The following is a 26,244-nucleotide window of genomic DNA, read 5'->3' on the forward strand; positions in this document are numbered from 1 at the left end:
AATTTCACAAGATAAACATTGATTTTCAATAAGTTACAAACAGATAAAATTGGGTTTTGAGGTTTTCGGAGAGGACTCATTGATAAATCAAAAAAAAATTAGCATATTTGTAAAGTATAATAATATAAGAAGATTTGATTATGGCAATCTTCGGAAAAAGCTATGATTATTTTTTAGGCTATGCGCTTAGTGGAGGAGGAGCCAAGGGTTTCGCCCACCTGGGGGCGTTGCAGGTACTTGAAAAATGCGGATTAAAGCCAGATGTAATTTCAGGTACAAGTGCAGGAGCTCTCGCAGGTGTTTTTTATGCCGATGGCTTTCATCCCGAAGAGATATCCGAACTTTTTAAAAAGAAAGAGTTCAGGGAGTTTGTCGAATTCACTTTACCCAAGACTGGTTTTTTTAAAAGTACCGGTTTGCACAACTTCCTTAAAAAAAATCTCAGGGCCAAACGATTTGAAGAGTTACAGATGCCGTTCTATGTTGTAGCTACAGACTGGGACAGGGCCTGTACGGTTACTTTCTCAAACGGAGATAATCTGATAGACGCAGTGGTGGCTTCCTGTTCCATTCCAGTTATCTTTCATCCTCAGATAATTAACGATGTTTCTTATGTAGATGGAGGATTGCTAAAAAATTTCCCTGTCTCTGTCATCCGAAAAAAATGTAAATATGTTATAGGTGTGAATGTGTCATTAATGATTCCTCCGGCCGGAAAAAACAACATCCGCACTATGCTGGAACGAACATTCAATTTGATGTCAAACTCCAATACCGTTTTCGATAAAACCTACTGTGATATACTCATTGAGACAAAAGGACTTGAAAAATTCTCCATGTTCGACCTTCATAATCAGAAAACCATAATTGAGCATGGATATAATTTTGCCGCTATGAAGATGAGCGAAAAAGAGTCGTGGCAGGTTGTTAAAAAGTGCCATAGGCATTATGAACTGACCGAAAAGGTACGGGCCCAGATTAAACGCTTAAGACTGGCAAAGCGTGATAACTCCCCTAATAAACAAGATTTATGAAGCTGACATAAATAATAGAGTTTTGCTCAGTTACAAGATTGCAGACTGTAATTAAACCATAAAGCAAAAACAGAGTATCTGAAAACAAACGCTGAGAAATAAAATCTGTTCCGTTTGATATATCATATCGTAAATATTAACCATTTGTATGCAAAATAATAAACTGTTTATTTATCAATTACTACCAAGGCTTTTCGGAAACAGTTTTTCCGAAAACAAACACAACGGATCAATTGAAGAGAACGGATGCGGAAAATTCAATGATATCACGGACAAGGTGTTAAGGCAGATCGGGGAGAACGGATATACGCATGTGTGGTATATTGGTGTGCTGGCACATGCATCAGTTACCGATTATACAGCTTTCGGCATTCCTGAAGAGTACCCGGGGATCATTAAGGGAAAAGCAGGATCGCCATATGCTGTTCGTGACTACTACGATGTAGATCCAGATCTGGCGGTTGACATTCACAACAGAATGGATGAGTTTGAAAACCTTATTAAACGCACTCACAAAGCAGGACTAAAGGTAATTATCGACAATGTTCCCAATCATGTGGCAAGGAACTACCGGTCTGTCAGCAAACCGGATAATGTAAGAGATTTCGGGCAGGATGACAATACATCCATTGCATTCTCTTCGAAAAACAATTTTTATTATATTCCCGGGCAATTGCTGGAGATACAGCTTTCGCACGTAAAAAAGGCAGAGTGTGAATACCTTGAGTATCCTGCTAAAGCGACTGGCAACGACTGTTTCAACAGTAAACCTACTCATTACGACTGGTACGATACGGTAAAACTAAATTACGGTATAGACTACCCTGGAGGAGGTACTTCTCATTTTAATCCTGTTCCGGATACATGGATTAAGATGAGAGACATATTTATATTTTGGGCAAAAAAGAAGGTTGACGGCTTCCGTTGCGATATGGCAGAGATGGTACCACTGGAGTTTTGGCAGTGGCTTATTCCACAGGTTAAAGCAAAATTCAAAGAAATTATCTTTCTTGCCGAGATTTATAATCCTTCAGCATACCGAGGTTTTCTGGGCAACAACATTTTCGATTACCTGTACGACAAAGTAGGTTTATACGACGTATTGCGTGACGTTGCATGCGGTTACAGGCCCTCATCAGATATAACATTTGCATTAAACAATGTGGGTGATATCCAGCATAAGATGCTTAACTTCATGGAAAATCATGATGAACAACGAATTGCTTCCGATTACTTCCTGAAAAAGGGTGAAAAAGGTAAAGCCGCAATGATTGTTACGTGCACAATAAATACTAACCCGGTTATGATTCATGCAGGGCAAGAATTTGGTGAAAGGGGAATGGATGAAGAGGGTTTCAGCGGGAAAAACGGACGTACTACTATTTTCGATTATTGGTCGGTGGATACAATACGACGGTGGAACAACAACGGAAAGTGGAACGATGAACAACTCTGCAAGGAAGAAAAGGAGCTTCGTGATTTCTACACCGGGCTCATAAGGATATGTAATAAGGAAACGGCCCTTTCCGAAGGCCTATTCTATGATCTGATGCCGTACAATTATGACAATCTGGAATTCGACTCTACCCGGTTATTCGCATTTTTACGAGGTGACGGGAAAGATCTGCTCCTTATTGCAACAAATTTTGATAATGAACCGAAAGAGTGCACTGTAAATATTCCACCACATGCACTGTCGTTTTTTGGGATTGATAACACCGGAAACGGTAAAATCACTCCCCTGTTGAACAAAGCGAGCGAAGTAATAACATTTTCTTCGGTTTTCTCTTTAAAAATGAGACTTGAAAATAACTCTGGAGAAATATACCGAATTTCTTTTGATTAAATTATTCTTTATTGAAGTTAGTTTTTGTAATTTTGTCGAAACTTTCACATTTTTCCGAAGATAAAAGTTGTATAAAACCTATATATTTAGTTCTTAGAAAATTATAAAACATGCAGGAGAGACCATTTAAAATCTTTTCGGGAAGTAAATCACGTTACTTCGCTGAGAAGGTTTGTAACAGTTTGGGTTGCCCGTTGGGTAACATGATAATTGAACATTTTGCCGATGGTGAGTTTGCCGTTTCATACGAAGAATCAATTCGCGGCAAGCAGGTATTTCTTATCCAATCTACCTTTCCGAATTCTGATAACCTCATGGAGTTGCTGCTGATGATTGACGCTGCAAAACGTGCATCAGCTAAATCCATTGTGGCAGTAATTCCTTACTTTGGATGGGCAAGGCAGGACAGAAAAGACAAACCACGTGTAAGCATAGGCGCAAAGCTTATTGCCGATATGCTGGCAGCAGCGGGAATTAACCGTCTGATAACAATGGATCTGCATGCTGACCAGATCCAGGGATTTTTTAATGTGCCTGTAGATCACCTATACGCTTCAGGTGTATTCGTGGAGTATATAAAGCAGCTTGACTTAAGAAATATGGTTATTGCGACACCTGATGTGGGCGGTACCAAACGCGCCAGCGCTTACTCAAAGTTTCTCGGCTGTCCAATGGTGATTTGTTACAAGATCAGGAAGAAAGCCAATGAGATATCTGATATGCAGATTATTGGTGATGTGCGCGGAATGGATGTCCTGCTTATAGATGATATTGTAGATACCGCGGGGACCATTACAAAAGCAGCCGATCTTATTATGGATAACGGTGCCAGTTCCGTGAGGGCTATTGCCAGCCATGCTGTAATGTCAGATCCGGCATCTTCGCGGATTGATAAGTCGAAACTTAAAGAATTAATATTTACAGACAGTATCCCATACCCCCGTAAATCAGATAAAGTAAAGATCCTTTCAGTAGCAGATATGTTTGCAAATTCCATTATTCGCGTATGCAATAACGAGTCCATAAGTTCCCTTTATGTGGTTTAACCAACATTTGTTTCACGAACTGTACCGATATAATAATAAAGTAGGTTACCGGAATTGATTGTAGAGGGGGAGTAAGTTTGAAGCGAAAATGGCCTGTTAAAGAATAGAAAAAGAGAGGTACGGATCAATAAAAAAACAGCTGAATTTCAGCTGTTTTTTTATTGCTTAAAACAATGAACAATCTTTCTTTATGGCTTGGAGCAGCCCTTCACAGGCATCCTCCAGTAAATCCAGCACCAGTTCAAATCCTGAAGACCCACCGTAATATGGATCCGGAATATGATCATAATAACTGTACTGCAAAGAGTAATTGGCCATCATGTGAATTTTGTTGACCTGTTCGCTGGTTGAAGCCATCGACTTCACATTATTGTAGTTGCTATCATCCATTACAATGATATAATCGAAATCATCGAGATCAGATTTTCTGAATTTCCGTGCACGACTGCAGAAATCGTACCCCCTTTTCTCGCCATGTGAACGCATGCGTTCATCGGGGAGCTCTTCTTCATGCCATCCAGATGTACCCGCAGAATCAACCTCTATTATATCCTGAAGATCATTTTTTTCCACAATCCTGCGCATGATGCCTTCGGCGGCAGGTGAGCGGCAGATATTTCCAAGACATACGAAAAGTAGCCGGATTTTTTTCATCTTCTCTATTTTGGGATCCATATGCTCTATGTAGATTTCAATTCTAACCTTAACAATTTACGCAAAGATAGTAGAAATTAAAATGACTGCAAAAAATTATATTCCTGAAAATCATAGAGGTTTGAATAATACAGGCTTGGGCATTATGAATATTTAATTAACTTTGCAAATTCATGATTTTAACACGAAAAAACAAGTTTATTGATGGAAAATGGTTTTAATGAACATAACCGTCCGGTAGCGCGTGATATCTCTATAGCTTTGTCTGAAAAAAAAGTAAATTCGGAGATCAAAAAAAACAGAATTACACGTGGCCTGTATATTGCGGGGGGTACTCTTTCCCTTGTATTGGCTACCCTGGGCATTGTTGTGCCAGGGCTCCCGGTTACTCCGCTGGCATTATTGGCGGCTTTCCTATATGCCAAAAGTTCCGAGAAACTATACAACCGGCTTATAGATAATAAAATATTGGGCCCAAGGATAAAAAATTACCAGCGCAGGAAAGGGATAACCCGCAAAGGAAAGTTAGGTGTAATTGCCTTTATGTCTATTATGGTATCGTTCTCCTCTTTTGTTGTGGTAAGCGGAGGAGCGCTCAGGTGGGTGATTCTGTCCCTTGGAGTAACCGGCAGCATTGTTGTCTGGTTTTTTGTCCCAACAGCAAAAAATGATCGGGCAGTCACAAGCAATGACAATAAATACAAATCAGCATCTTAAGTAGGCAAAATAGTATTTTACAACTTTTTTCGACAGCAGCTCAATATTCAGCATGTCTGATGCCACGGATATATCTTTCACCATACCGTTTTTATAGAGTATATCAATACTATCGTCTTTTTCGCTGTACATATCTGTAGTAACGATGTCTGACGAGATGAAATAAGAAGCTTCGTGAAGAGTGAGGCCATACTTTTTCATGTATGATTTCAGATAATTGCCAACTTTCTCTTCTCCTGCTTTTTCATCAGTTATTTCAATCTTGAAGAGCCTCCGGTTTACCATTCCGTCGCTTAATATCGATAGCACAGTGTCAGGATGTGAAGTCCACACTTTCAGCGCCGACCATATATCATTATCATCGAGGTCGACAAATTGGCGGAGTGCTTCGCCGTTATTTTCAAAATCGGCAATTGTGGTCTCATTTGACAAAAAATAGGAGAGGGCAGGGGAGGCAAAAAGATGTTCGCCGTTCATAGAGAGCTCCTTGGCACGCCTGAGCGTGTTAATCATCATTTTCTCTGCAGCCACGGCCGTTTTATGCAGATATACCTGCCAGTACATGAGCCTGCGTGACATAAGGAAGTTCTCAATGGAATAGATCCCCTTTGATTCAACAACAAGCTCATCATCCTTCACATCAAGCATCTTTATTATACGCGCCGAACCAATATTACCTTCAACCACACCGGTAAAAAAACTGTCGCGGCGAAGATAGTCAAGCCTATCCACATCTAATTGACTGCTAACCAACTGGTAAAGGAAGCGTTTTGGGTAGCTGTCGGTAAAAATATCGATTGCCACCTGCAATTCTCCTCTCCATTGCCTGTTCATCTGATGCATAAGCTGTAAAGAGATGGCCTCATGATGAATAGTGGTGACAAGTGTATTTTCCAGTACATGCGAAAATGGACCATGCCCGATATCATGCATCAGGATTGCAGCCAATGCACCGTTATATTCATCGGGCGATATTTCATGCCCTTTCTCTTTCAGAGTTTTAAGTGCTTCGTCCATAAGGAACATAGCCCCTATTGAATGATGAAAGCGTGTATGTTGTGCTCCCGGATAAACAAATGGTGCAAGTCCCAATTGACGGATACGGTTCAGCCTCTGCAGATAAGGATGTTGAATTATATCATATACAAAATCGTTCGGTATATTTATAAAGCCGAAAACCGGATCGTTAATTATTTTTCGTTTTTTCACTGCCTTACCTTGTCTTCTGATCTTACAAATATTTCTCCAGCATCTTCATCATCTGCTGCCGGAGTTTCATTGCCTCTTCACCTGCTGCACGGGCAAAGTCTTCACCGTTATCAGCATATATTATTCCCCGTGAAGAGTTCACGAGCAAGCCACAGGTTCTGTTCATGCCGTAACTGCACACCTCTTCAAGTGATCCCCCCTGAGCGCCTATGCCGGGAACCAGCAGGAAATGTGTTGGAACAATTTTTCTGACATCTTCAAACAGTTTTCCTTGAGTGGCACCCACCACATACATCATCTGTTCATCAGTAGCCCATCGTTTTGAAATACGCAAAACTTTCTCGAACAAGCGTTCCCCGTTTTCATCTTTTGTTAGCTGAAAATCTAGTGAACCCCTGTTGCTGGTAAGAGCCAGTAGAACGACCCACCGTTCGGGATACAAAAGAAACGGGATTACACTGTCTTCACCCATGTATGGTGCCACTGTTACCGCATCTAATTTTATTTTATCGAAAAATGAGCGGGCATACATCTCGCTTGTATTACCAATGTCTCCACGTTTGGCATCAGCAATAATAAACATTTCCGGGTACCTCTGTTTAATATATTCGACTGTTTTCTCGAAGGAAAGCCATCCACTTACACCTTCGCTCTCATAGAAAGCAAGATTGGGCTTATAAGCAACGCAATATGCCGCTGTGGCATCAATAATTGCTTTATTGAAGTCATATATGGGATCTTCCGAATCGAGCACATGTTCCGGAATCTTTTTGATATCTGTATCCAACCCCACACAAAGGAAAGATTGCTTTTTCTTTATCTGCTCAAAAAGCTGTTGTTTATTCATTTTTTTTTTTTGAAACGTCTATTAATATATTACATTTCAGCCTCTTTCATTCTTTCTGCGTTTTCGCTCACCATCAGCTTATCGATAACATCTTGAATATCACCATCCATAAATGCAGAAAGATTGTACACAGTGTAGTTAATACGGTGATCTGTTATGCGACCCTGGGGATAATTGTAAGTACGTATTTTTGCGGAACGGTCTCCTGTGGAAACCATGGTTTTACGACGCGAAGCTATATCGCCCTGTCGTTTTGTAAGTTCAATATCGTAAAGCTTTGTACGAAGCATTTGCATGGCAATCTCCCGATTTTTAAGCTGTGAACGAGCCTGTTGACATACCACTACAATACCTGTAGGCTTATGGGTAAGTTGCACTTTAGTCTCCACTTTATTCACATTTTGGCCGCCAGCACCGCTGGAGCGGGCGGTATGAAAATCGATATCGGCCGGATTTAGATCCACATCGAACTCTTCAGCTTCAGGTAGCACAGCTACCGTAGCAGCTGAAGTATGAACACGGCCCTGCGTCTCCGTTTGAGGTATACGCTGTACCCTGTGTACGCCCGACTCATATTTTAATGTTCCGTATACGTCAGTACCACTGACAGTAAATATAATCTCTTTAAAACCTCCTGCTGTACCTTCCGTAAAGCTAACCAGCTCAGTGGTCCACCCCTTGCTTTCGCAATATTTGAGGTACATCTTATAGAGATCGCCGGCAAATATAGCTGCTTCGTCGCCGCCCGTACCACCACGAATCTCCATAACTACATTCTTGGCATCTTCGGGGTTTGAAGGAATAAGCAACAGTTTAATTTTCTCTTCCAGCAGAGGCAATTTTTCCGTATTGATTGATAGCTCATCGCTGGCCAATTGCCTCAAATCGCTATCAGATTCATTTTCGAGAATTTTTTTTGCTTCTGCCACGCTGTCCAAAGCTGCTTTATATTCATTTCTAACACCAATAATTTTTTGCAGGTCGCTATACTCTTTGTTCAGCTTAACATAACGATCCATCTCGGCAATGACTGACGGATCGGTAATGAGTGTAGCCACCTCTTCGAAGCGGGTTACAAGATGTTGTAATTTATCGAGTAATGAGTTTTCAGACATAAAAAATCCAATCTTATTTTTATAAAAATCTGACAGGCCCTGTTTTTGATCTGATATTTAGTTATGTTTATGTATCGGCGGTATAAATGTGAAAATGAAATTATGAGTAAATAAAGCGGCCTGATTCGCTTTCTATAATCAGTTCCCTCACATCCGACTTTTCAACATATCCTACAATTTGTGCATCCACATTGAACGAGCGTGAGATGTCGATTACCTGTTGTGCATATGCTTCGGATAAATAAATCTCCATACGATGTCCCATGTTAAATACTTTATACATCTCTTCCCAGCAGGTTCCCGATTGACTCTGAATAAGCCGGAAAAGGGGAGGGACAGTGAAAAGATTATTCTTTACAACTCTAAGCCTGTCACCCAGAAAATGCATGATTTTTGTCTGTGCACCACCTGAACAGTGGATCATTCCATGGATATTAGGGTTTATCTCTTTGATTATCAATGATATAATTGGCGAATAGGTGCGGGTAGGGGATAGGACCAGTTTTCCGGCGTCAATTCCCAGATCTTCAATCTGATCTGTCAGTTTCATCTTGCCAGAATAGATAAGATCTTCAGGGATAGAGGCATCATAGCTCTCAGGATACTTTTGTGCCAGATAGTTGGCAAAAACATCGTGCCGGGCCGATGTTAGCCCGTTGCTTCCCATACCTCCGTTGTATTCCTGTTCATATGAAGCTTTCCCGGATGATGACAGCCCAACAATAACATCACCGGCCTGAATATTATTGTTGTCTATTACATCGGAACGTTTCATGCGGCAGGTAACCGTACTGTCTACAATAATTGTACGCACCAGATCGCCTACATCGGCCGTTTCACCACCTGTGGGATAAATATGAACCCCCATGCCGGAAAGCTCTTCGCATAGCTCATTGGTCCCGTTTATAATGGCTGAAATCACTTCACCGGGAATTAAATTTTTGTTGCGTCCAATGGTCGAAGAGGCCAGGATGTTATCGGTAGCACCTACGCAAAGAAGATCGTCCACATTCATAATCAATGCATCCTGAGCTATTCCTTTCCATACGGAAATATCACCGGTCTCACGCCAGTAAATATATGCAAGTGACGATTTTGTTCCGGCACCATCGGCATGCATGATATTGCAGTATTGCGGGTCGTTGCCCAGGATATCGGGAATAATTTTACAGAATGCTTTTGGGAAAATTCCCTTGTCGATGTTTTTTATGGCGTTGTGCACATCTTCCTTCGATGCAGATACACCTCGCTGATTGTATCGTTGATTGATTGTCATAAATTATATGTTTCATATGCCGGCGTCAAATGATAAGTTATATATAACGGGCAAATTAAATTAAAACTTTTTTTTTTTCTTTTCTAATGGCTGAAATTGCCGATCATTTGATCTCAAGTGCAAAAGTAATAAAAAAGTATGAATTCAGGGTAATGATACATAATTCAGCATTTAACTTCATATTTAATTTTTCCTATAATTACTATTATGTTTAATCGTCTTATGAAACAATAATCATTTTCTCCTTTTTTCTCTCGCGGTTGAAGCCCTTTTTTCATTACTTCCCTTTTAGTTGTTCGTCCTCTTTTTTATTTCCATTCCGGTTGAATATCAAATGTTTCTTTCTCTTCCGGTTTTGTGCTTACTTTATTCGTTTTTTTGGAAAATTAAAATCAGGAAGAAATAAAAACATAAATCAAACAGAATTTTAACATTGTATGCTGTATGCTATTGACAATTATTTTTTTATTTTACGACTATTTTTTTATTTTACGACGATAAAAAGTCTTGTTTCCTTCAAAATTTCTGATTAAACATTTTTTGTGCATTTTAAATTGGCAATTACAAGTAGTGACTAAAACGAGAGCAGGAAGAAAACCAAGTGGTTTTCTTCCTGCTCTTAATAATGTTAAATGTTATTTGAAAGGTACCTCAAAAAAATTGATTATGAATATTTTGAATCAATTTGAACCATTATTGAGATTCAATTGACTTTCTATGACTTTCAATTCTGCTGATTTATCAACACCCATTACGCTTAAATTATAATAGACATTTCTAAGTAACAAAAGAATTCCATTGACTTCACTATCAGTAGCATTCCTTTCTTTTAATAGTCCATCTAATTTTTCCAGCAGAGGAAGTGATTTTTGATACAACTCAACAGTTATTTTATCGTTTTCTACTTGTTGTTGCCTATTTGTCAACATTGCTGTTTTCTCCTTGATGTCCTGTGCCTGGAGAATATAATTTCTGGCAAGATTTTCAAGGGCTCTTTCGCAATTGGGATCCTGAGCAAGAGCTTTGTTGTATTCAACCTCTGCTCCGTCGTAATTACCCTTTTCAGCCAATAAAGCACCTTTCACACTATTCAGGTCGCATGCGTTAGACGGATCGTTTTTGATAGCCTGGTCCAGGTATTGCATAGCTTTTTCAGAGTCACCCTGGCGAATAAATATATTTACCAGGTTTGGAACAAAATATTTACTCTTGGGGAATTTTTCAGCTCCATCATACAGGGCTTTAATGTAACTAACCGAATCTCCAATATTTAAATATTCGCTAGCCATCAATTCATATATGTCACTTTCCTTATAAGCACTGTTTTCAATGAAAGGCTCCTTGGCTGCACGTTCCAGCATAGCCAATGCTCTTTTGTGATCTTCTGCCTGTATAGCCGTGATTATTGCATAGTATTTGATTGTCTGGTAGGTGCTGTCGAGCACAAATGCATCTTTCTGATCTTCATACATTGGTAATGTTGGAATGTCCCAATATATCTGGAAAAAATCGGTTGATTTCTTGTAATCCTTTTGCTCGTTGTAAAATACACCTCCATTGATATAAAACTGATGGTTGGCACGAAGAATTCCGGCAATATCTTTGCGGTATTTATTCTTGACTTTGCCTTTATTATCCGGGAGTTGTCCCAGGGAATCAGCCTTCAAATAAGGCTTATATGACTCCAATAATCCATCGTACATCACCTTATCTTTAGATTTCTGACCCAGCATTGTTTTGGTTCTTTCGTTATCGAAAGCTTTGTTGCCTATGTCGCCCATTATCTTCCACGTCTCTGCATCAAGGGCAGTTTCGTCGTTTGTTGACGCCTGTTTGATCAATGTCCTTGCCTCATTCAGATCGTCGCGGCCTAATGCTCTCTTTGCATCTTTAAGTGCCGATTTCTGAGCAAAAATGCCACCTGCAGAAAAAACGGCTACCACTGTTAGGAATAGGATCTTTCTCATTTCATTCATATTTTTTGTGATTAAACTAAATTCTTTATCAGATTTTGATTGTTTTATCTTTTTTGACTAAAATGTACCAAAAAGTTTAAATTGGATTATATTATTCTACACTGTCCGATTCCTGCAGATCATCATCAGGCTCCGTAGATTTATTGTTTATCTCATCATCTGAATCTTCAGAGTTTACCTTACAAACCGAAGCAATCTGATCATTTCTTTTATCCAAATTAATAAGGCGCACACCCTGTGTAGCTCTTCCCATTGTGCGAATATCGGAAATTTTCAGACGTATCGTTATGCCTGATTTGTTAATTATCATTAAATCATTTTCATCGGTCACACTCTTGATTGCCACCAGTTTACCTGTTTTATCTGTAATGTTCAGTGTTTTAACACCTTTACCTCCTCTGCGTGTGATACGATATACAGGTTCACCATCCTCGTCATTGAGGTAAGTTCTCTTTCCATATCCCTGTTCCGATACCACAAGAATGGTATTTTCGGAATCGGGAGCCATACAGATCATTCCAATCACACAGTCTTCCCCATCTTCATCAAGAGTCATACCTCTGACTCCCGTCGCAGTACGTCCCATCGGCCTTACATCATCTTCACTGAAGCGGATGGCCCGACCATTCCTGTTTGCCAGGATCACGTGTTTGCTGCCGTCGGTCAAACGAACAGATATAACCTGATCGTCATCCCTTATGGTTATAGCGTTTACACCATTCTGTCTGGGACGGGAATAGGCTTCTAACAGAGTCTTTTTAACCACACCCTGCTGGGTGCAGAATATAAGATAATGTGAATTGATGTAATCTTCATCCGAAAGGGTCTCCACACGAACAAATGCGGTAACTGTGTCATCAGAATCGATATTCAGCAAGTTTTGAATTGCCCGTCCCTTAGAAATTTTGGTACCTTCGGGAATTTCAAATACACGCAACCAGTAACATTTCCCTTTCTGTGTAAAAAAGAGCATATAGTTGTGATTGGTAGCCGGATAGATATATTCCACGAAATCCTCTTCCCTGGTATCGGACCCCCTGGCCCCTACTCCACCCCTGTTTTGAGTATGGAAATCTGTAAGAGGAGTACGTTTGATGTATCCCATATGCGAGATAGTAATCACCATCTCTTCGTCTGCATAGAAATCCTCAGGGTTCATCTCTTCCGATGCAAAGATAATCTCTGAACGGCGTTCATCACCATATTTATTTCGGATCTCTATCAGTTCATCCTTGATAACCTGCATACAAAGCTCCTCATTGCTCAGTATCTCATTCAGATAGGTGATCAGTTTCTGTATCTCATTATATTCGGCATGCAGCTTATCCTGTTCCAGCCCGGTTAGCTGTCTTAAACGCATTTCCACGATGGCACGGGACTGAATCTCACTAAGTTCAAATCGCTCCATCAATCGCTGAATGGCTTCCTGCGGAGTGGAAGAACTCCGGATGATGGCAATAACCTCGTCAATATTGTCTGAGGCGATAATCAATCCTTCAAGAATATGAGCCCTCTCCTCAGCTTTGCGCAGATCATACTTGGTACGCCTGATCACCACCTCGTGACGATGTTCCACAAAGAGTTCAATCATCCGTTTAAGTGATAGTAGTTCGGGGCGTCCATTTACCAGCGCTATATTATTTACACTGAAAGAGGACTGGAGTGCAGTCATTTTATATAACTTGTTAAGCACTACATTGGCGTTACCGTCTCTTTTTATATCTACCACTATGCGCATACCGTCCCTGTCGGACTCATCATTGATATTGGAAATGCCATCAATTTTCTTGTCTGACACCAGATCGGCAATATTCCTTATCAGGTCGGCTTTATTCACCAGATAGGGTATTTCGTATATGATGATTCTATCGTGTGTCTTACCCGATTCAATCTCGGCTTTACCACGCATAACGATGCGCCCCCTGCCAGTTTCAAAAGCCTCCTCAACACCTTTGTATCCGTAAATATAGGCTCCGGTAGGAAAATCGGGAGCTTTAATATAATGCATCAATCCTTTGGTATCGATATCATTGTCGTCGATATATGCAATTATACCGTTTATACACTCCGTTAGGTTGTGAGGTGCAATATTGGTTGCCATACCCACGGCAATACCTGATGAACCGTTAATTAGAAGGTTGGGGATTCGTGTGGGGAGAACAGTAGGTTCCAGTAATGTATCGTCAAAGTTAAGTTTAAAATCGACAGTCTCCTTGTCGATATCCCTTAGCATCTCTTCAGCCAGCTTATTAAGCCGTGCCTCGGTGTAACGCATGGCAGCGGGGCTGTCTCCGTCAACACTTCCCATGTTTCCCTGTCCATCCACCAGGGTGTAGCGCATGCTCCAATCCTGAGCCAGGCGCACCATGGCGTTATACACTGATGAGTCGCCATGGGGATGGAATTTACCCAGAACTTCGCCGACAATCCTCGCGGATTTTTTATGTGGCTTATCTGATGTGTTTCCAAGTTCAGACATACCGTAAAGGATACGCCTGTGGACCGGTTTGAATCCGTCACGCACATCGGGAAGAGCACGTGAAACGATCACTGACATCGAATAATCGATGTATGACGATTTCATTTCATCTTCGATATTAATCTTGATGATTCTGTCTTGCTGATCAATCATATTAAAAAGTGATTTTTCTCTTCAAAAAATATTCTCTATGTAGTTTATTTACAGGTAAATAATGTTTTATTATTACTCACATTTTGACTACACTAAGGTACTGCTTTTCTTTGAATTTCACAAAAAAACAGGGAGATAATTTCTCCCTGTCTAAATGTTTTAAAGGCTTTGCATTCAGTCCTCTTATCTGCCGTGGCAGTTTTTGTATTTCTTGCCGCTGCCACATGGACAGAGATCGTTACGGCCGACTTTTTTTTCTACCCTGATAGGTTCGAGTTTCTGCTTGCGCTGCTGTTGCGGTGAACCGTTGCCATTGCCATCTCCATCCCCGCCAGGTATTCCTCTTCCTGATTCATCCTTCTGCGTGCGGTATTTGCTGTAATCGGTTTTCTGTTCGGGAGCAGCCCTTCTTACACTTCCTGGATCCTGTATTGGAATCTGCCCGCGCATTAGAATAGAGACCGCCTTGGAGTTGATATCGTTTACCATTGAATTAAAGAGGTTGAACGATTCCAGTTTGTAGATCAACAGCGGGTCTTTCTGTTCGTAACTTGCATTTTGTACGGAGTGGCGCAGTTCGTCCATCTCGCGGAGGTGCTCCTTCCAGTCTTCATCGATAGTAAGAAGCAATATCGATTTTTCAAACGCTTTTACAAGTGCCTTCGAACCCGATTCATAGGCCTCCTTCAAATTGCATCCGATATTATATACTCTTTTGCCGTCGGTTATAGGAATCAGAATATTCTCATACATTGCACCTTGATTTTCATAAACCTGCTTTATAACAGGCTGAGCAATCTCGGCAAGCCGTTCCGTTTTGCGCTTGAATGTTTCAAAAGCTTTGTCTGTTACCGCTTCCAGAATTTCATCGTCCTTCATCTTTTTCATATCTTCCTCTTTGAAAGGAATTTCGAGTGCCATTACACGAAGAAGGTCGAGCTTCATATTAGTGTAATCATCTTCATTTAGCTCAACAATATTTCTGGCAGTATCAGAAATCATGTTGGCCACGTCATTATCGATACGTTCACCCATAAGAGCGTGACGGCGGCGTTTGTAGATAACCTCGCGCTGCGAATTCATAACATCGTCATATTCGAGCAAACGCTTGCGAATTCCGAAGTTATTCTCTTCAACCTTTTTCTGAGCACGCTCTACCGATTTGCTCAACATACTGTGTTCCAGAACATCCCCCTCTTTGAACCCCATTCGGTCCATCAGTCCTGCAATTTTTTCGGTAGCGAACAAGCGCATCAGGTCATCTTCAAGAGATACGAAGAATACTGATGATCCCGGGTCTCCCTGACGTCCGGCGCGCCCTCGCAACTGCCGGTCTACACGTCGCGACTCATGCCGTTCCGTACCAATTATAGCCAAACCTCCTGCATCTCTTACAGCAGGTGTCAGCTTGATATCGGTACCACGCCCGGCCATGTTGGTAGCAATAGTTACCACTCCACTCTGGCCGGCATTGGCCACAATTTCGGCTTCTCGCTGGTGAAGCTTGGCATTCAGCACATTATGTTTGATCTTACGTAGTGTGAGCATTCGGCTTAGCAGCTCGGAGATCTCCACTGATGTAGTACCCACCAGTACCGGGCGTCCTTTTGAGATAAGGCTTTCTATCTCTTCTATAACAGCGGTATATTTTTCGCGTTTTGTCTTATATATGCGATCGTTCTGATCGTCACGAACAATAGGTTTGTTGGTAGGTATCACCACCACATCAAGTTTGTAGATATCCCAGAACTCGCCTGCTTCGGTCTCAGCTGTTCCAGTCATACCTGCAAGCTTACTATACATCCTGAAAAAATTCTGCAGTGTAATGGTCGCAAAAGTCTGTGTGGCCGCCTCCACCTTCACCCTCTCTTTTGCCTCAATAGCCTGATGCAGGCCGTCGGAGTAACGGCGTCCCTCCATCACGCGTCCGGTCTGCTCATCCACTATCTTAACTTTGTTGTCGATCACCACATACTCATCGTCACGATCGAACAGTGTATAAGCCTTCAATAACTGGTTAACAGTATGTACGCGTTCCGACTTAATGGCGTAGTTCTGGAGAAGTTCGTCCTTTTTGGCTGCTTTCTCTTCATCGTTTAGCGATGCATTTTCCAGATCAGACAGCTGAGACGCAATATCGGGCAGGATAAAGAAATGCGGATCGTCAGATTTCCCGGTCAGCATATCTATACCTTTATCTGTCAGCTCAATACTGTTCATTTTCTCATCAATAACAAAATAAAGCGGATCAGTAACGATATGCATATTACGCATCTGTTCCTGCATGTAGAATGCTTCGGTTTTAAGCATTGCAGCTTTTACTCCCTGTTCACTGAGATACTTGATAAGAGGTTTGTATTTAGGCATCCCTTTATATGAACGGAAAAGCAGAAGAGTCCCTTCCTCCTGTTCCTTCTGATCAGATGATGCCATCAATGTTTTGGCTTCGGCAAGCAGGCGTGTTGTAAGCTCCCGTTGTGCTTTCACAATCAATTCAACACGCGGGCGAAACTGATCAAAAAGCTGATCATCACCTTTGGGGACAGGTCCGGAAATGATTAACGGTGTACGGGCGTCATCAATCAGCACCGAGTCAACCTCGTCCACTATCGCGTAGTTGTGTTTGCGCTGTACAAGGTCCTTCGGAGAGATAGCCATATTGTCGCGAAGATAATCGAACCCGAACTCGTTGTTTGTACCGAATGTGACATCTGCCTCGTAAGCTTTGCGCCGAGCGTCGGAATTGGGTTCATGCTTGTCGATGCAATCAACAGACAACCCGTGGAACATGTACATTGGCCCCATCCATTCAGAGTCACGCTTGGAGAGATAGTCGTTCACGGTAACCACATGTACCCCCTCATGGGTTAATGCGTTAAGAAATACCGGAAGAGTAGCCACTAGCGTTTTACCTTCTCCCGTTGCCATCTCTGCAATTTTCCCCTGGTGAAGTACTACACCTCCAAAAAGCTGCACATCGTAGTGAATCATGTCCCAGGTGATCTCGTTTCCACCGGCAATCCAGTGATTCTGATAAATAGCCTTATCACCTTCAACACGTACAAAGTCGTGTGCAGCAGCCAGGTCACGGTCGAAATCGGTAGCAGTAACCACTATCTCCCCGTTCTGTGTAAAACGGCGGGCTGTATCTTTCATGACAGAGAAGGCCAAAGGCAATACTTCACTTAAGATCTTTTCATATTTCTCAGTGATCTCCTTTTCCAACTTGTCTATCTGGTTCCAGACAGCTTCACGTTCATCCAGCTCTATCTCTTCCATGCCGGCTTTCAGGTTATCTATCTGGGCTTTCTCTTCGGAAACATATTCTTGAATACGTTTCTCCAGCTCTTTGGTCTTTGCACGAAGTTCATCGTTAGAGAGGCTCTCTACTTCTAAATAGGCTTCTTTAATTTTTGTTACAACCGGATTGATTTCGTTCAGGTCGCGTTGTGCTTTATTACCAAATATTTTTGATATAATATCGTTGAATCCCATAGTTTTATTATTGTGAGGCAGGGCCGTTTTATTTTATATGTAATGGTTGTTGGTTTTTGTCTCCTGTATCTTTTCCTTTTACTAAATACTGAAAACCTATATCTGCCCTGGACTCCTGTTATATTTTCATTAACTTTTAAAGCTGTGCTTTCTAAAATAACTCTTCCAAAATTTCACCTTTTGCAGCGTTGGGAGCGCGGATTCGTAACCTGTATGCCACGCTGGGTGCAATCTCAGTCGCTTCTATAGTTCTATTAATCCTTTGTGGTTTGATGTCGCTCCCGAAAAAAATTACCGGAGATATTACGGCATTATTTCGCACTCGCTCTTTAATTGGTTTTTGAGGCTCAATAACCCTCCATCCGGACTGCAATTCAATGAACAGATCCCCGGAAATGCCATTGTAGTATCCATTCCTGTGATACTGCACATTTTGATTATATGCTCCATGCAACATCTGATATGAAGTAATCACATCCTGAACTCCAGCCGATTGCACTAAAAATTCAGCTGCTTTCTGCTGAAACTCCCTCAAGTCGATCTTCTTGTCTTCAATCAGTTTTCTATCGAAGAACAGTTCTCTGTTATAATATTTTTTAATCCACTGTTCCCTTCCATACAACGCCATCAGGTACATATTAAGAAGTGCCACGCTTCTATCGGGATAAAAATCCCCCCCGGATGTAACCACGCCTTCTGGTATTATCTCCTGTTCATTGAAATATCCGGTAGACACCACAAAGACCAGAGTGTTTTTAAGTCCCACGGAGGAATCGATGGCTTCAAGCAGCCTTTCCAGCTCTTGGTCGAGGCGGTGATAGGTATCCTGCAGTTCGATTGAGTAATTTTTATCAAGTGAATTTTCATAGTTACCAGCGTAAAAGGTAACAGCCAGAAAGTCCGGATTCATTCTCTTGCCCAGAGATCCTGACTCAATCACTTTTATTGCCATATCGTTCACTTCCCTGTTTACGTATGGCGACTGCTTAAACAGGCGTATATTATCTTTTTTATCGACTCCGAAATAGTGCTGAAAATTTGTCCTGTTTTTGGTATATGGAAATGCATTGTAATGCGAGATATCGATTGCCGGGCGCCATGTAATGCCTCCTATGGTATTGCTGAGCGACTGAGCACTTCGGTTGTGCTGATCAACGACAGGTTGCCTGTTATTGTAAAACGTGCTTGTAGCCCATTTTCCTGTAATATCCTCAATCCAGTATGCTCCATTGGCTGCATGTCCCCCCGAAGCCATTGCCTGTGAGGCATCAGGAGCAAAGGCAAAAATATCGGACTGTCCTCCTGAAGCTATTTTCAGTTCATCAGCTATTGTTGAGACCTTTATCGGAAGCGGGGACATTTTATCGGTTGTAAAATTCCCCAGATAGTTATTATCAAAAAATGATGATATTTCGCTGTTCGTCGCCGTGGAATATTTTTTTTCACCTGTTATACCGTGATTAGATGGATTGGCACCGGTATAAATTGTGGTAATGGCAGATGCTTTGTCGAGATTAGGGAAATCATAATATATATTGCTGTAAACAAGGCCATTATTCAGCAGCCTTTGAAACCCCTTGTTGCCAAATGTCTTTTTAAAAATTTCCAGGTAATCGCCACGAAGCTGGTCGATAGTTATTCCCACAACCAGTTTAGGAACATCGCCCGAAGGATTTTGTGCAAATAGTGCCGTTATTGAAAAAAAAGCTACTAAAGAAGATAATACTTTGATCATTGATGAATATTGGCCGTTTATCGTTTTTATAGTCCCCACCCCGCTTTAAGTTCCCTGCTTGATGAAAACCGCTTGTCTTTTAATATTTTTTTTCTCCGCATAAACAGATGCGTACCCGATCTGAACCACAAACTCATTGAAAATGGTATTGTTGCTACCGGTAGATGTTGCGGTATAAATAGCCACAACAAAAGAAAAACTGTTAAGAGTGCAAAGTTAATAAAATGATAGATATAAACAGTCCTGTTTGCCGATTTTGCCCAAAATAAAATGGCTGCAGCAAGAGCAAATATATTTAGCCAGACAAAATTCCAGTTAGGACTGGTAGCTGGATGTTCTGAAAAAAAGATTGTAACGCTCAGAACCAATCCACCCAATCCGGCGATACCGAAAATTGCAGTATCATAAATTTTGGGGATCTTGGTTATATTGAGCTTTGTAATCTGTATCAGACTGACTGATATGGTTAGGAAGAGAATTGCGAATGCCACTACAATCGGAGAATATAAGCTCTCTTCGCTTATTTTATTTATCTCATTATTATTATATAACAGAATTTTTGTGTTTTTCACCAAAGGATAGTCAGATGTATCGTTTTTAAGAATCAGCGCCTCCTCAAATGAGTTCTTAAGATAGGCTGGAATAAACATTTTTTCCCTAACGCCTATTGTTACATCTGCATCGCTGCCAATGATCAGGTCTATCCCGAATTTCAACCATGGGTATTTTTCCAGAGATTCATGTACCAGGTCCCTAAACGACTGGTTTTGAGATGCGGGCTGATATTTAATTTTTCCGTCAGTGAATTTTTCTACCATGTCGCGCGGACGTGTAGCACAATTATCGTAAAAATAGTTATATCGGTACCCCCTGTTTTGAGGTAGTGCATTAATGTACAGTGCATCATACAGCTGTCGCTTTTCCTCTGCAGAGAGGTTCAACTCCTGTTCAACCACCTCCTGCCCCCTGTATTCATACTCGAAAAGAAAATCCTCAAAAGTTGTAAACCCAAGTATATAATCTGTCCTGCCAAGTACAAAATTGTAAATAAAATTAGGCTGAGACGAATCAAAAAATCCATAATTGTATACAGCATTAACACCTGTGGAATCGTCACTCACCCGCAAGGCGGTATGTCCAAAAAGAGCATAAACAGCGCCATTCCACTCCGATGCAGTAAGCATGCTTATTTTCGCACTGTCAGATAATTGAACCTGGGCTTTTACAGGTAATGCAAACAAGACTGTAAGGAATGCCAGGATTGAGAATATTTTTCTGTTCATACGTAAAAAACTATTGATTTTCAATTAAGTCAGGTATTCGCCTGTTATGGCATTGCTTAAGCAAAATTAGCTTTGCTCATTCAGCTGAAAGCGAATGGTACGGACATAGTGTATGGAAGTTGTATATTCCTCTTACTTCAACATTGTGAGTCTTTAAAAGGAATAATTGTAAACCTTTAAACAACAAAAATAGTCAAAAATGGGCTTAATCAATGCATTTTCATGAATAATCGTTCTGCATGGAGATTTATTAACCTCTTTTCAGAAGCAATGATCTGGTATTTTTTTAAGAATAGTTGCTTATCTTTCGCCTGTTTCATCTTACTGATACCCCTTAAAAACATCAATATGTCTCAAATTTAGCTGTATGGGACAGTAATGCATGCACAACTTAGATTACTTATATGTTCGTGGTTATGAGTATTTAATATGATTTACAAAGCAATAAGCATAATTATCTGATTATATGACAATTAACTAACAGCCTGGCAAACTGTCACATAAGAATATAAACGAAAAAAGGCGACCTGTAAAGATCGCCTTTCTTTATATCATACCGCTTTACGGTTCTTATTTTTTCTTATTACGGTTTCCGTAACGGTTCATAAACTTATCTACGCGTCCGGCCGTATCTACAAGTTTTTGTTTTCCAGTATAGAATGGATGCGATGAACTGGTAATTTCAAGCTTTACCAATGGATAAGTAACACCATCTATTTCAATAGTTTCCCTTGCATTAACGGTGGAACGTGAAATAAAAACCTCATCGTTCGACATATCTTTGAAAACTACAGGGCGATAATTTCCTGGATGAATATCTTTTTTCATTATATCTTGTTTTATTATTTCAAATTCAGTCCGCAAAGATATAATATTCCATCTATAAAAAAAAATATATAACATTATTTTTTCATTTTCAGAAAGATTGTCGTTTATTTGCAATATATTTCATTGTAGTTTAATATGTACATTACCTCATGGTAAAAACAACTATAAAAACAGATAAATATGAAGGTTGAAATTATTACCATCGGAGATGAAATTCTTATCGGCCAGATCATGGATACCAACGCCGCATGGATGGGCAGGGAGCTTACCAAGCAAGGTTTTGAAATAGCTGCCATCTCTTCCGTAGGCGATCAGTACAAAGATATTACAAGGGCGATAGATATCGGTTTTGAACGTGCAGAGATACTGCTGCTCACAGGTGGTGTAGGACCAACAGCCGACGATATTACCAAGCATACACTGTGCACCTATTTCCATACAGCCCTGGTGTTTAACGATGAGGTAATGCAAAACATAGAATCCATTTTTTTAAAAAGGAATCTCCCGTTAAATCAACTCACCCGAAAACAGGCGTATGTACCTGCAAACAGCAGGGTTATAATGAACAGTGCAGGAACAGCACCAGTACTCTGGTTCGAAAAGGAGTCAAAAGTGCTTGTATCCATGCCTGGTGTTCCTTTTGAGATGAAAACAGCAATGACAGACAGTATCATTCCAATGTTACGTGAACAATTTCAGGTGAAAGAGTATCTGCGCCGTTCATATATTGTTTCGGAAATCACCGAATCGGCACTGGCTACCCGTCTTGCTGAGTTTGAGAACCGACTGTCTAAAGGCATTTCACTGGCATATCTGCCCTATGCAGGATTTATCCGGCTGCGGTTATCTGCCTGGGGCGAGGAGCATAAGCCTGAAATGAAACAGCAAGGCCGAAAACTTAAAAGGCTGCTCGGAAAGAACTTTATAGCAGAAAGCGAAAAGATGCCAGAAGAGTTGCTTGGTGATAAACTACGAAAGAAACACCTGACTGTTTCTACGGCAGAAAGCTGTACCGGTGGTTTTATTGCACACAAGATAACATTATTCCCGGGCGCTTCACTCTGTTATAAAGGAAGTATCGTCTCCTACGACATCCAGATAAAAGAAGAGATACTGAATGTAGGCTCAAAGACGATAGACGAATACGGGGTGGTAAGCCGTGAAGTGGTGGAGCTAATGGCATTGAATGTAGCGGGACTGATGAAAACCAGCTGTAGTATCGCTGTTTCGGGTGTCATGGGTCCCGATGGCGGAACCAAAGATAAACCAGTAGGGACTGTTTGGGTAGGCACCACTTACAACAGTGTGATTAACTCCTGCGAATACCATGTTGGAAACTGCCGGGAAGAAAACATTGAGCGTACGGCCAATCTGGCAATCCTCCAGCTGCTAAAGATGATTGAGAGGAAAAAGTAAATTACCTTATCATATCAAACCCACAGTATGGGACCAATACCTCTGGTATGCATATTCCATCGGGTGTCTGGTTGTTTTCGAGCAATGCAGCCACTATGCGGGGAAGAGCAAGGGCGCTACCGTTGAGGGTATGACAAAGTTGTGTTTTGCGGCCCTCGTCACGATAACGGCACTTAAGACGGTTTGCCTGGTAGCTTTCGAAATTAGATACAGAGCTCACCTCAAGCCATCTTTCCTGTGCGGCAGAAAAGACTTCAAAGTCGAAAGTCAATGCCGATGTAAAGCTTGTATCACCCCCGCACAGACGTAATATACGCCACGGAAGGCCCAGCTTTTCAACTAGAGTCTGTACGTAAGCTACCATTTCGTTGAGCCGCACATAAGAATTCTCAGGTTTTTCAATACATACAATCTCAACCTTGTCGAACTGATGCAAACGGTTCAGTCCGCGTACATCTTTCCCGTAAGAACCTGCCTCACGCCTGAAACAAGCAGAATATGCGGTGTTTTTTACAGGAAGGTCTTTCTCTTCAAGTATTACATCGCGGTAGATATTGGTGACCGGAACTTCGGCAGTGGGAATCAGGTAAAGGTCGTCAAGGCCAACATGATACATCTGCCCCTCTTTATCGGGCAGCTGGCCGGTTCCAAACCCTGAATCGCTGTTTACCACATATGGTGGCTGCACTTCAAGAAATCCGGCATCACGAGCAGAATCAAGAAAAAAATTTATCAGTGAACGTTGTAGTCTCGCACCCTTACCTTTATATACAGGAAATCCGGCACCGGTTATCTTTACACCAAGCTCAAAATCAATAATATCATACTTTTTAGCCAGCTCCCAGTGCGGAAGAGCACCCTGAGGCAATGTGGGCAACTCTCCTCCACTACGCTCAATAACATTATCTTCTGCTCCTTTTCCTTCGGGTACCGAGTCATGTGGCAGGTTTGGTATCGTAACCAGCAAATCAGAAATTTTCGCTTCGGTATCTTTCAACGTTACATCGAGTCCTGCGGAAGATTCTTTCAATAGTCCCACTCTATCGCGGGCAGCATTTGCCTCATCTTTTTTCCCTTCTTTTATTAACATTCCGATAGATTTGGAAATACTTCTAATCTCGCTTAAAACAGAGTCAAGCGATGTCTGGGTATTTCGTCGCAGTTCATCCAGGCTAATAATTTGATCAATAATCTCTTTTGCATCGAAGTGCTTTTTCGACAGGCGCCTTACTACCTCTTCCGGGTTCGAATTGATTGTTTTGAGTGTCAGCATAAAATATTCAGACAGTTTTTTAATATTGCAAAGGTACAAAAAATAGATGCAAGAAAACTGCCGGATTCAAAATTAATTCAGCAAATTAAACAGAATTTAAAAAAGTTGAAAGTGAAGGGTCTCACGTAATTCCCTCTCTCTTTGTTTCTTGTGCTTGTAATAACGTGATATGTAAAAAGCAACTCCTGCAAAAGCCCCCACAATCAAAATGTCTTTAAATGTACTACTTTTCATTTGTTTAATATTTTAATCTATGATTAATTCATAACGGTTTACATGTAACTAAGTTTAATTTACACCATAATTTAATTCCATTTGCATCTGCTATCATTAAGCGCGTCATGTACAACTCACTCTAATCTATCAGATGGAAAATTGTAAAAAACGCTGCGTAAGATCAAAGGAAAATTGATTTTCCACATAAAAAAAGATGTCAGCACCCCCTATATTCCACCATAAAAGCATTTATACTCCTCTCGGTGATCCTGAAACGGTTGTCGGAACGTTCACCCACAATCCATACTATATCATCGCCTGAAAGCAATACCCAAACATCCTCCTTATCCGGCAGGCTAAATTTACGATCGGTAAAATAGTCGCTCAACTTCTTTTTCCCCTTCATTCCAAAGGGAACAAACCAATCACCCTGCCTCCACCGCCTTAGCTTAAGAGGAAACTTCAGTTTGTCGGCATCGGCATAAAGATAATTGCTGCTTTTGTCTATTTCAACAGGCATGGTTTTTCTGTGGAAAGCCAGGCAGACAGGATCGGTTATCTCCTCAGTATCATCAGAGATTAAATAAGATTCCCTTCTTGCCAAACCGTCTTCAAGGGAGCCGATAAGAAAACTGTTGCGATCCTTTACCACACGGTACCCTTCACTATAAAAAACTTTCCCGGGATTACTATCCATACTCTGGAGTATATTTTCAATTACGGTTGTATTGAAACCCAGAGGAGATAATATCTCATATAATACTGATTGCGGTGATGCTGTTTGCCGAAGCTGCCTGATATCTATTTTGTTATTATTGCAGACACTCTTAATTATTTTATGGATGTATTCGGAATACACTTTCTCTGCTTCCGAGATATTCCGGGAGGTACGGTTGATTGCTTCACAAACGGAAGGATTCAACTCTTTCAGTAGCGGAATAATATTTATCCTGATATAATTGCGCAAATAGAAATCTTCATTGTTGGTACTGTCGGTTACATAGGGTATGCCACGATTTGTTATATACTCTTCAATCTCTGCACGTGTAACACACAGCAGAGGGCGTACCACGTTTTTATTCTTTGAAGCAATGCCGGTCAGCCCTCTTATGCCGGAGCCACGGATAAGGTTCAACAGAACCGTCTCTACAGAGTCGTCCTTATGGTGAGCAACGGCAACAGCATAAGCGCCGTACTGTTTTCTGACTTTCTCAAACCAGCTGTAACGCAATTCACGTGCAGCCATTTCAATGGAGATCTTTTTGGCGGCAGCATAATGCGCTGTATCGAAGTCGACAGATGTAAACTGGATATCAGAATCACTGCACCATTTTTTTACAAAAGCGGCATCCCGGTCCGACTCATCACCCCTGAGATGGAAATTGCAATGGGCAGCTACGCAATTATACCCCAAAAGAGTGAGAATATCAAGCAGAGCCATAGAATCCATTCCTCCACTGAGTCCGACAACGACGCGGGCCCATGGAGAGAGTAATTTTTCATTATCTATATATCTGCGAACTGTTATAACCATTTTTCTGTAAACCTCTTTATTTAAACAAAAGTACAAATTTAACCTTTACTCTATGCCCTCTTCGGATAAATCTTTTACATAAAACAGGTATAAATAGCAATAAAAAGTGTAT

General features: G+C 41.0%; 18 protein-coding genes. 5 read left to right on the forward strand and 13 right to left on the reverse strand.

Going from position 1 to position 26,244, the window contains the following annotated elements:
• Window positions 1–140 precede the first annotated feature (140 nt).
• The 3 genes from KDN43_RS12755 (at window position 141) to KDN43_RS12765 (ending at window position 3,926) form a co-directional block, all read left to right on the forward strand.
• Window positions 141–1,034: a patatin-like phospholipase family protein gene (locus KDN43_RS12755; protein ID WP_238866664.1), complete on the forward strand. Its 894-nt coding sequence runs from the start codon at window positions 141–143 to the stop codon at window positions 1,032–1,034.
• A 148-nt stretch (window positions 1,035–1,182) separates the two neighbouring features.
• Entirely contained in the window at window positions 1,183–2,880 is a 1,698-nt protein-coding gene (locus KDN43_RS12760) for an alpha-amylase family protein (protein WP_238866665.1), read from the forward strand.
• A gap of 110 nt (window positions 2,881–2,990) precedes the next feature.
• Complete coding sequence (locus KDN43_RS12765) at window positions 2,991–3,926, forward strand: ribose-phosphate pyrophosphokinase (RefSeq protein WP_238866667.1); 936 nt, start codon at window positions 2,991–2,993, stop codon at window positions 3,924–3,926.
• A gap of 165 nt (window positions 3,927–4,091) precedes the next feature.
• Here KDN43_RS12765 and KDN43_RS12770 read toward each other — a convergent pair whose 3' ends face one another.
• Complete coding sequence (locus KDN43_RS12770; protein WP_238866670.1) at window positions 4,092–4,601, reverse strand: low molecular weight protein-tyrosine-phosphatase; 510 nt, start codon at window positions 4,599–4,601, stop codon at window positions 4,092–4,094.
• Between the two features lie 183 nt (window positions 4,602–4,784).
• On the opposite strand from KDN43_RS12770, the gene KDN43_RS12775 reads away from it, so the two are divergent.
• Window positions 4,785–5,297 carry a YbaN family protein gene (locus tag KDN43_RS12775; protein WP_238866672.1) on the forward strand — a complete coding sequence of 171 codons (513 nt, stop codon included), beginning with the start codon at window positions 4,785–4,787 and terminating at the stop codon, window positions 5,295–5,297.
• On the opposite strand, the gene KDN43_RS12780 is transcribed toward KDN43_RS12775, so the two are convergent.
• The 10 genes from KDN43_RS12780 to KDN43_RS12825 form a co-directional block, all read right to left on the reverse strand.
• Complete coding sequence (locus KDN43_RS12780) at window positions 5,286–6,506, reverse strand: HD domain-containing protein (protein ID WP_238866673.1); 1,221 nt, start codon at window positions 6,504–6,506, stop codon at window positions 5,286–5,288. The genes KDN43_RS12775 and KDN43_RS12780 overlap by 12 nt on opposite strands.
• 22 nt (window positions 6,507–6,528) lie before the next feature.
• Window positions 6,529–7,353 carry an orotidine-5'-phosphate decarboxylase gene (gene pyrF, locus KDN43_RS12785; protein WP_238866675.1) on the reverse strand — a complete coding sequence of 275 codons (825 nt, stop codon included), beginning with the start codon at window positions 7,351–7,353 and terminating at the stop codon, window positions 6,529–6,531.
• Window positions 7,354–7,382: 29 nt separating this feature from the next.
• The gene (gene prfA / locus KDN43_RS12790) at window positions 7,383–8,468 is read right to left on the reverse strand and encodes a peptide chain release factor 1 (RefSeq protein ID WP_238866677.1); all 1,086 of its coding nucleotides are present in this window, start codon (window positions 8,466–8,468) and stop codon (window positions 7,383–7,385) included.
• A gap of 100 nt (window positions 8,469–8,568) precedes the next feature.
• Window positions 8,569–9,744 carry an AIR synthase related protein gene (locus KDN43_RS12795; RefSeq protein ID WP_238866679.1) on the reverse strand — a complete coding sequence of 392 codons (1,176 nt, stop codon included), beginning with the start codon at window positions 9,742–9,744 and terminating at the stop codon, window positions 8,569–8,571.
• A gap of 680 nt (window positions 9,745–10,424) precedes the next feature.
• A complete protein-coding gene (locus KDN43_RS12800) occupies window positions 10,425–11,711 on the reverse strand; it encodes a tetratricopeptide repeat protein (RefSeq protein WP_238866680.1) in 1,287 nt (428 codons plus the stop codon).
• Between the two features lie 100 nt (window positions 11,712–11,811).
• Window positions 11,812–14,352 carry a DNA gyrase subunit A gene (gyrA, locus tag KDN43_RS12805; protein ID WP_238866682.1) on the reverse strand — a complete coding sequence of 847 codons (2,541 nt, stop codon included), beginning with the start codon at window positions 14,350–14,352 and terminating at the stop codon, window positions 11,812–11,814.
• Window positions 14,353–14,535: 183 nt separating this feature from the next.
• Window positions 14,536–17,847 (reverse strand): preprotein translocase subunit SecA, encoded by a 3,312-nt coding sequence (gene secA / locus KDN43_RS12810; protein WP_238866684.1) that lies wholly within the window; start codon window positions 17,845–17,847, stop codon window positions 14,536–14,538.
• Between the two features lie 151 nt (window positions 17,848–17,998).
• Window positions 17,999–19,582, reverse strand: a complete 1,584-nt coding sequence (locus KDN43_RS12815) for an alkaline phosphatase family protein (protein WP_238866686.1) — start codon at window positions 19,580–19,582, stop codon at window positions 17,999–18,001.
• Window positions 19,583–19,608: 26 nt separating this feature from the next.
• Window positions 19,609–20,865, reverse strand: coding sequence for an Lnb N-terminal periplasmic domain-containing protein (locus tag KDN43_RS12820; RefSeq protein ID WP_238866687.1), 1,257 nt, complete (start codon window positions 20,863–20,865; stop codon window positions 19,609–19,611).
• Between the two features lie 570 nt (window positions 20,866–21,435).
• Window positions 21,436–21,693 (reverse strand): type B 50S ribosomal protein L31, encoded by a 258-nt coding sequence (locus KDN43_RS12825; protein WP_238866690.1) that lies wholly within the window; start codon window positions 21,691–21,693, stop codon window positions 21,436–21,438.
• Between the two features lie 180 nt (window positions 21,694–21,873).
• Here KDN43_RS12825 and KDN43_RS12830 point away from each other — a divergent pair, with 180 nt between their 5' ends.
• Window positions 21,874–23,109 (forward strand): CinA family nicotinamide mononucleotide deamidase-related protein, encoded by a 1,236-nt coding sequence (locus KDN43_RS12830; protein ID WP_238866692.1) that lies wholly within the window; start codon window positions 21,874–21,876, stop codon window positions 23,107–23,109.
• A gap of 1 nt (window position 23,110) precedes the next feature.
• Here the strand turns inward: KDN43_RS12830 and serS are convergent, their stop codons facing one another.
• Window positions 23,111–24,382 (reverse strand): serine--tRNA ligase, encoded by a 1,272-nt coding sequence (serS, locus tag KDN43_RS12835; protein WP_238866694.1) that lies wholly within the window; start codon window positions 24,380–24,382, stop codon window positions 23,111–23,113.
• A 433-nt stretch (window positions 24,383–24,815) separates the two neighbouring features.
• Window positions 24,816–26,132 (reverse strand): tRNA lysidine(34) synthetase TilS, encoded by a 1,317-nt coding sequence (gene tilS, locus KDN43_RS12840; RefSeq protein ID WP_238866695.1) that lies wholly within the window; start codon window positions 26,130–26,132, stop codon window positions 24,816–24,818.
• Window positions 26,133–26,244: the final 112 nt, after the last annotated feature.

This window comes from Proteiniphilum propionicum (assembly GCF_022267555.1).
Lineage (GTDB): Bacteria > Bacteroidota > Bacteroidia > Bacteroidales > Dysgonomonadaceae > Proteiniphilum > Proteiniphilum propionicum.

Excerpts from the sequence above, each read along its gene's own strand:
- KDN43_RS12755 (WP_238866664.1), top strand. The coding sequence starts at position 141 with ATGGCAATCTTCGGAAAAAGCTATGATTATTTTTTAGGCTATGCGCTT.
- KDN43_RS12760 (WP_238866665.1), top strand. The coding sequence starts at position 1,183 with ATGCAAAATAATAAACTGTTTATTTATCAATTACTACCAAGGCTTTTC.
- KDN43_RS12765 (WP_238866667.1), top strand. The coding sequence starts at position 2,991 with ATGCAGGAGAGACCATTTAAAATCTTTTCGGGAAGTAAATCACGTTAC.
- KDN43_RS12770 (WP_238866670.1), bottom strand. The coding sequence starts at position 4,601 with ATGGATCCCAAAATAGAGAAGATGAAAAAAATCCGGCTACTTTTCGTA.
- KDN43_RS12775 (WP_238866672.1), top strand. The coding sequence starts at position 4,785 with ATGGAAAATGGTTTTAATGAACATAACCGTCCGGTAGCGCGTGATATC.
- pyrF (WP_238866675.1), bottom strand. The coding sequence starts at position 7,353 with ATGAATAAACAACAGCTTTTTGAGCAGATAAAGAAAAAGCAATCTTTC.
- prfA (WP_238866677.1), bottom strand. The coding sequence starts at position 8,468 with ATGTCTGAAAACTCATTACTCGATAAATTACAACATCTTGTAACCCGC.
- KDN43_RS12795 (WP_238866679.1), bottom strand. The coding sequence starts at position 9,744 with ATGACAATCAATCAACGATACAATCAGCGAGGTGTATCTGCATCGAAG.
- KDN43_RS12800 (WP_238866680.1), bottom strand. The coding sequence starts at position 11,711 with ATGAGAAAGATCCTATTCCTAACAGTGGTAGCCGTTTTTTCTGCAGGT.
- gyrA (WP_238866682.1), bottom strand. The coding sequence starts at position 14,352 with ATGATTGATCAGCAAGACAGAATCATCAAGATTAATATCGAAGATGAA.
- secA (WP_238866684.1), bottom strand. The coding sequence starts at position 17,847 with ATGGGATTCAACGATATTATATCAAAAATATTTGGTAATAAAGCACAA.
- KDN43_RS12815 (WP_238866686.1), bottom strand. The coding sequence starts at position 19,582 with ATGATCAAAGTATTATCTTCTTTAGTAGCTTTTTTTTCAATAACGGCA.
- KDN43_RS12820 (WP_238866687.1), bottom strand. The coding sequence starts at position 20,865 with ATGAACAGAAAAATATTCTCAATCCTGGCATTCCTTACAGTCTTGTTT.
- KDN43_RS12825 (WP_238866690.1), bottom strand. The coding sequence starts at position 21,693 with ATGAAAAAAGATATTCATCCAGGAAATTATCGCCCTGTAGTTTTCAAA.
- KDN43_RS12830 (WP_238866692.1), top strand. The coding sequence starts at position 21,874 with ATGAAGGTTGAAATTATTACCATCGGAGATGAAATTCTTATCGGCCAG.
- serS (WP_238866694.1), bottom strand. The coding sequence starts at position 24,382 with ATGCTGACACTCAAAACAATCAATTCGAACCCGGAAGAGGTAGTAAGG.
- tilS (WP_238866695.1), bottom strand. The coding sequence starts at position 26,132 with ATGGTTATAACAGTTCGCAGATATATAGATAATGAAAAATTACTCTCT.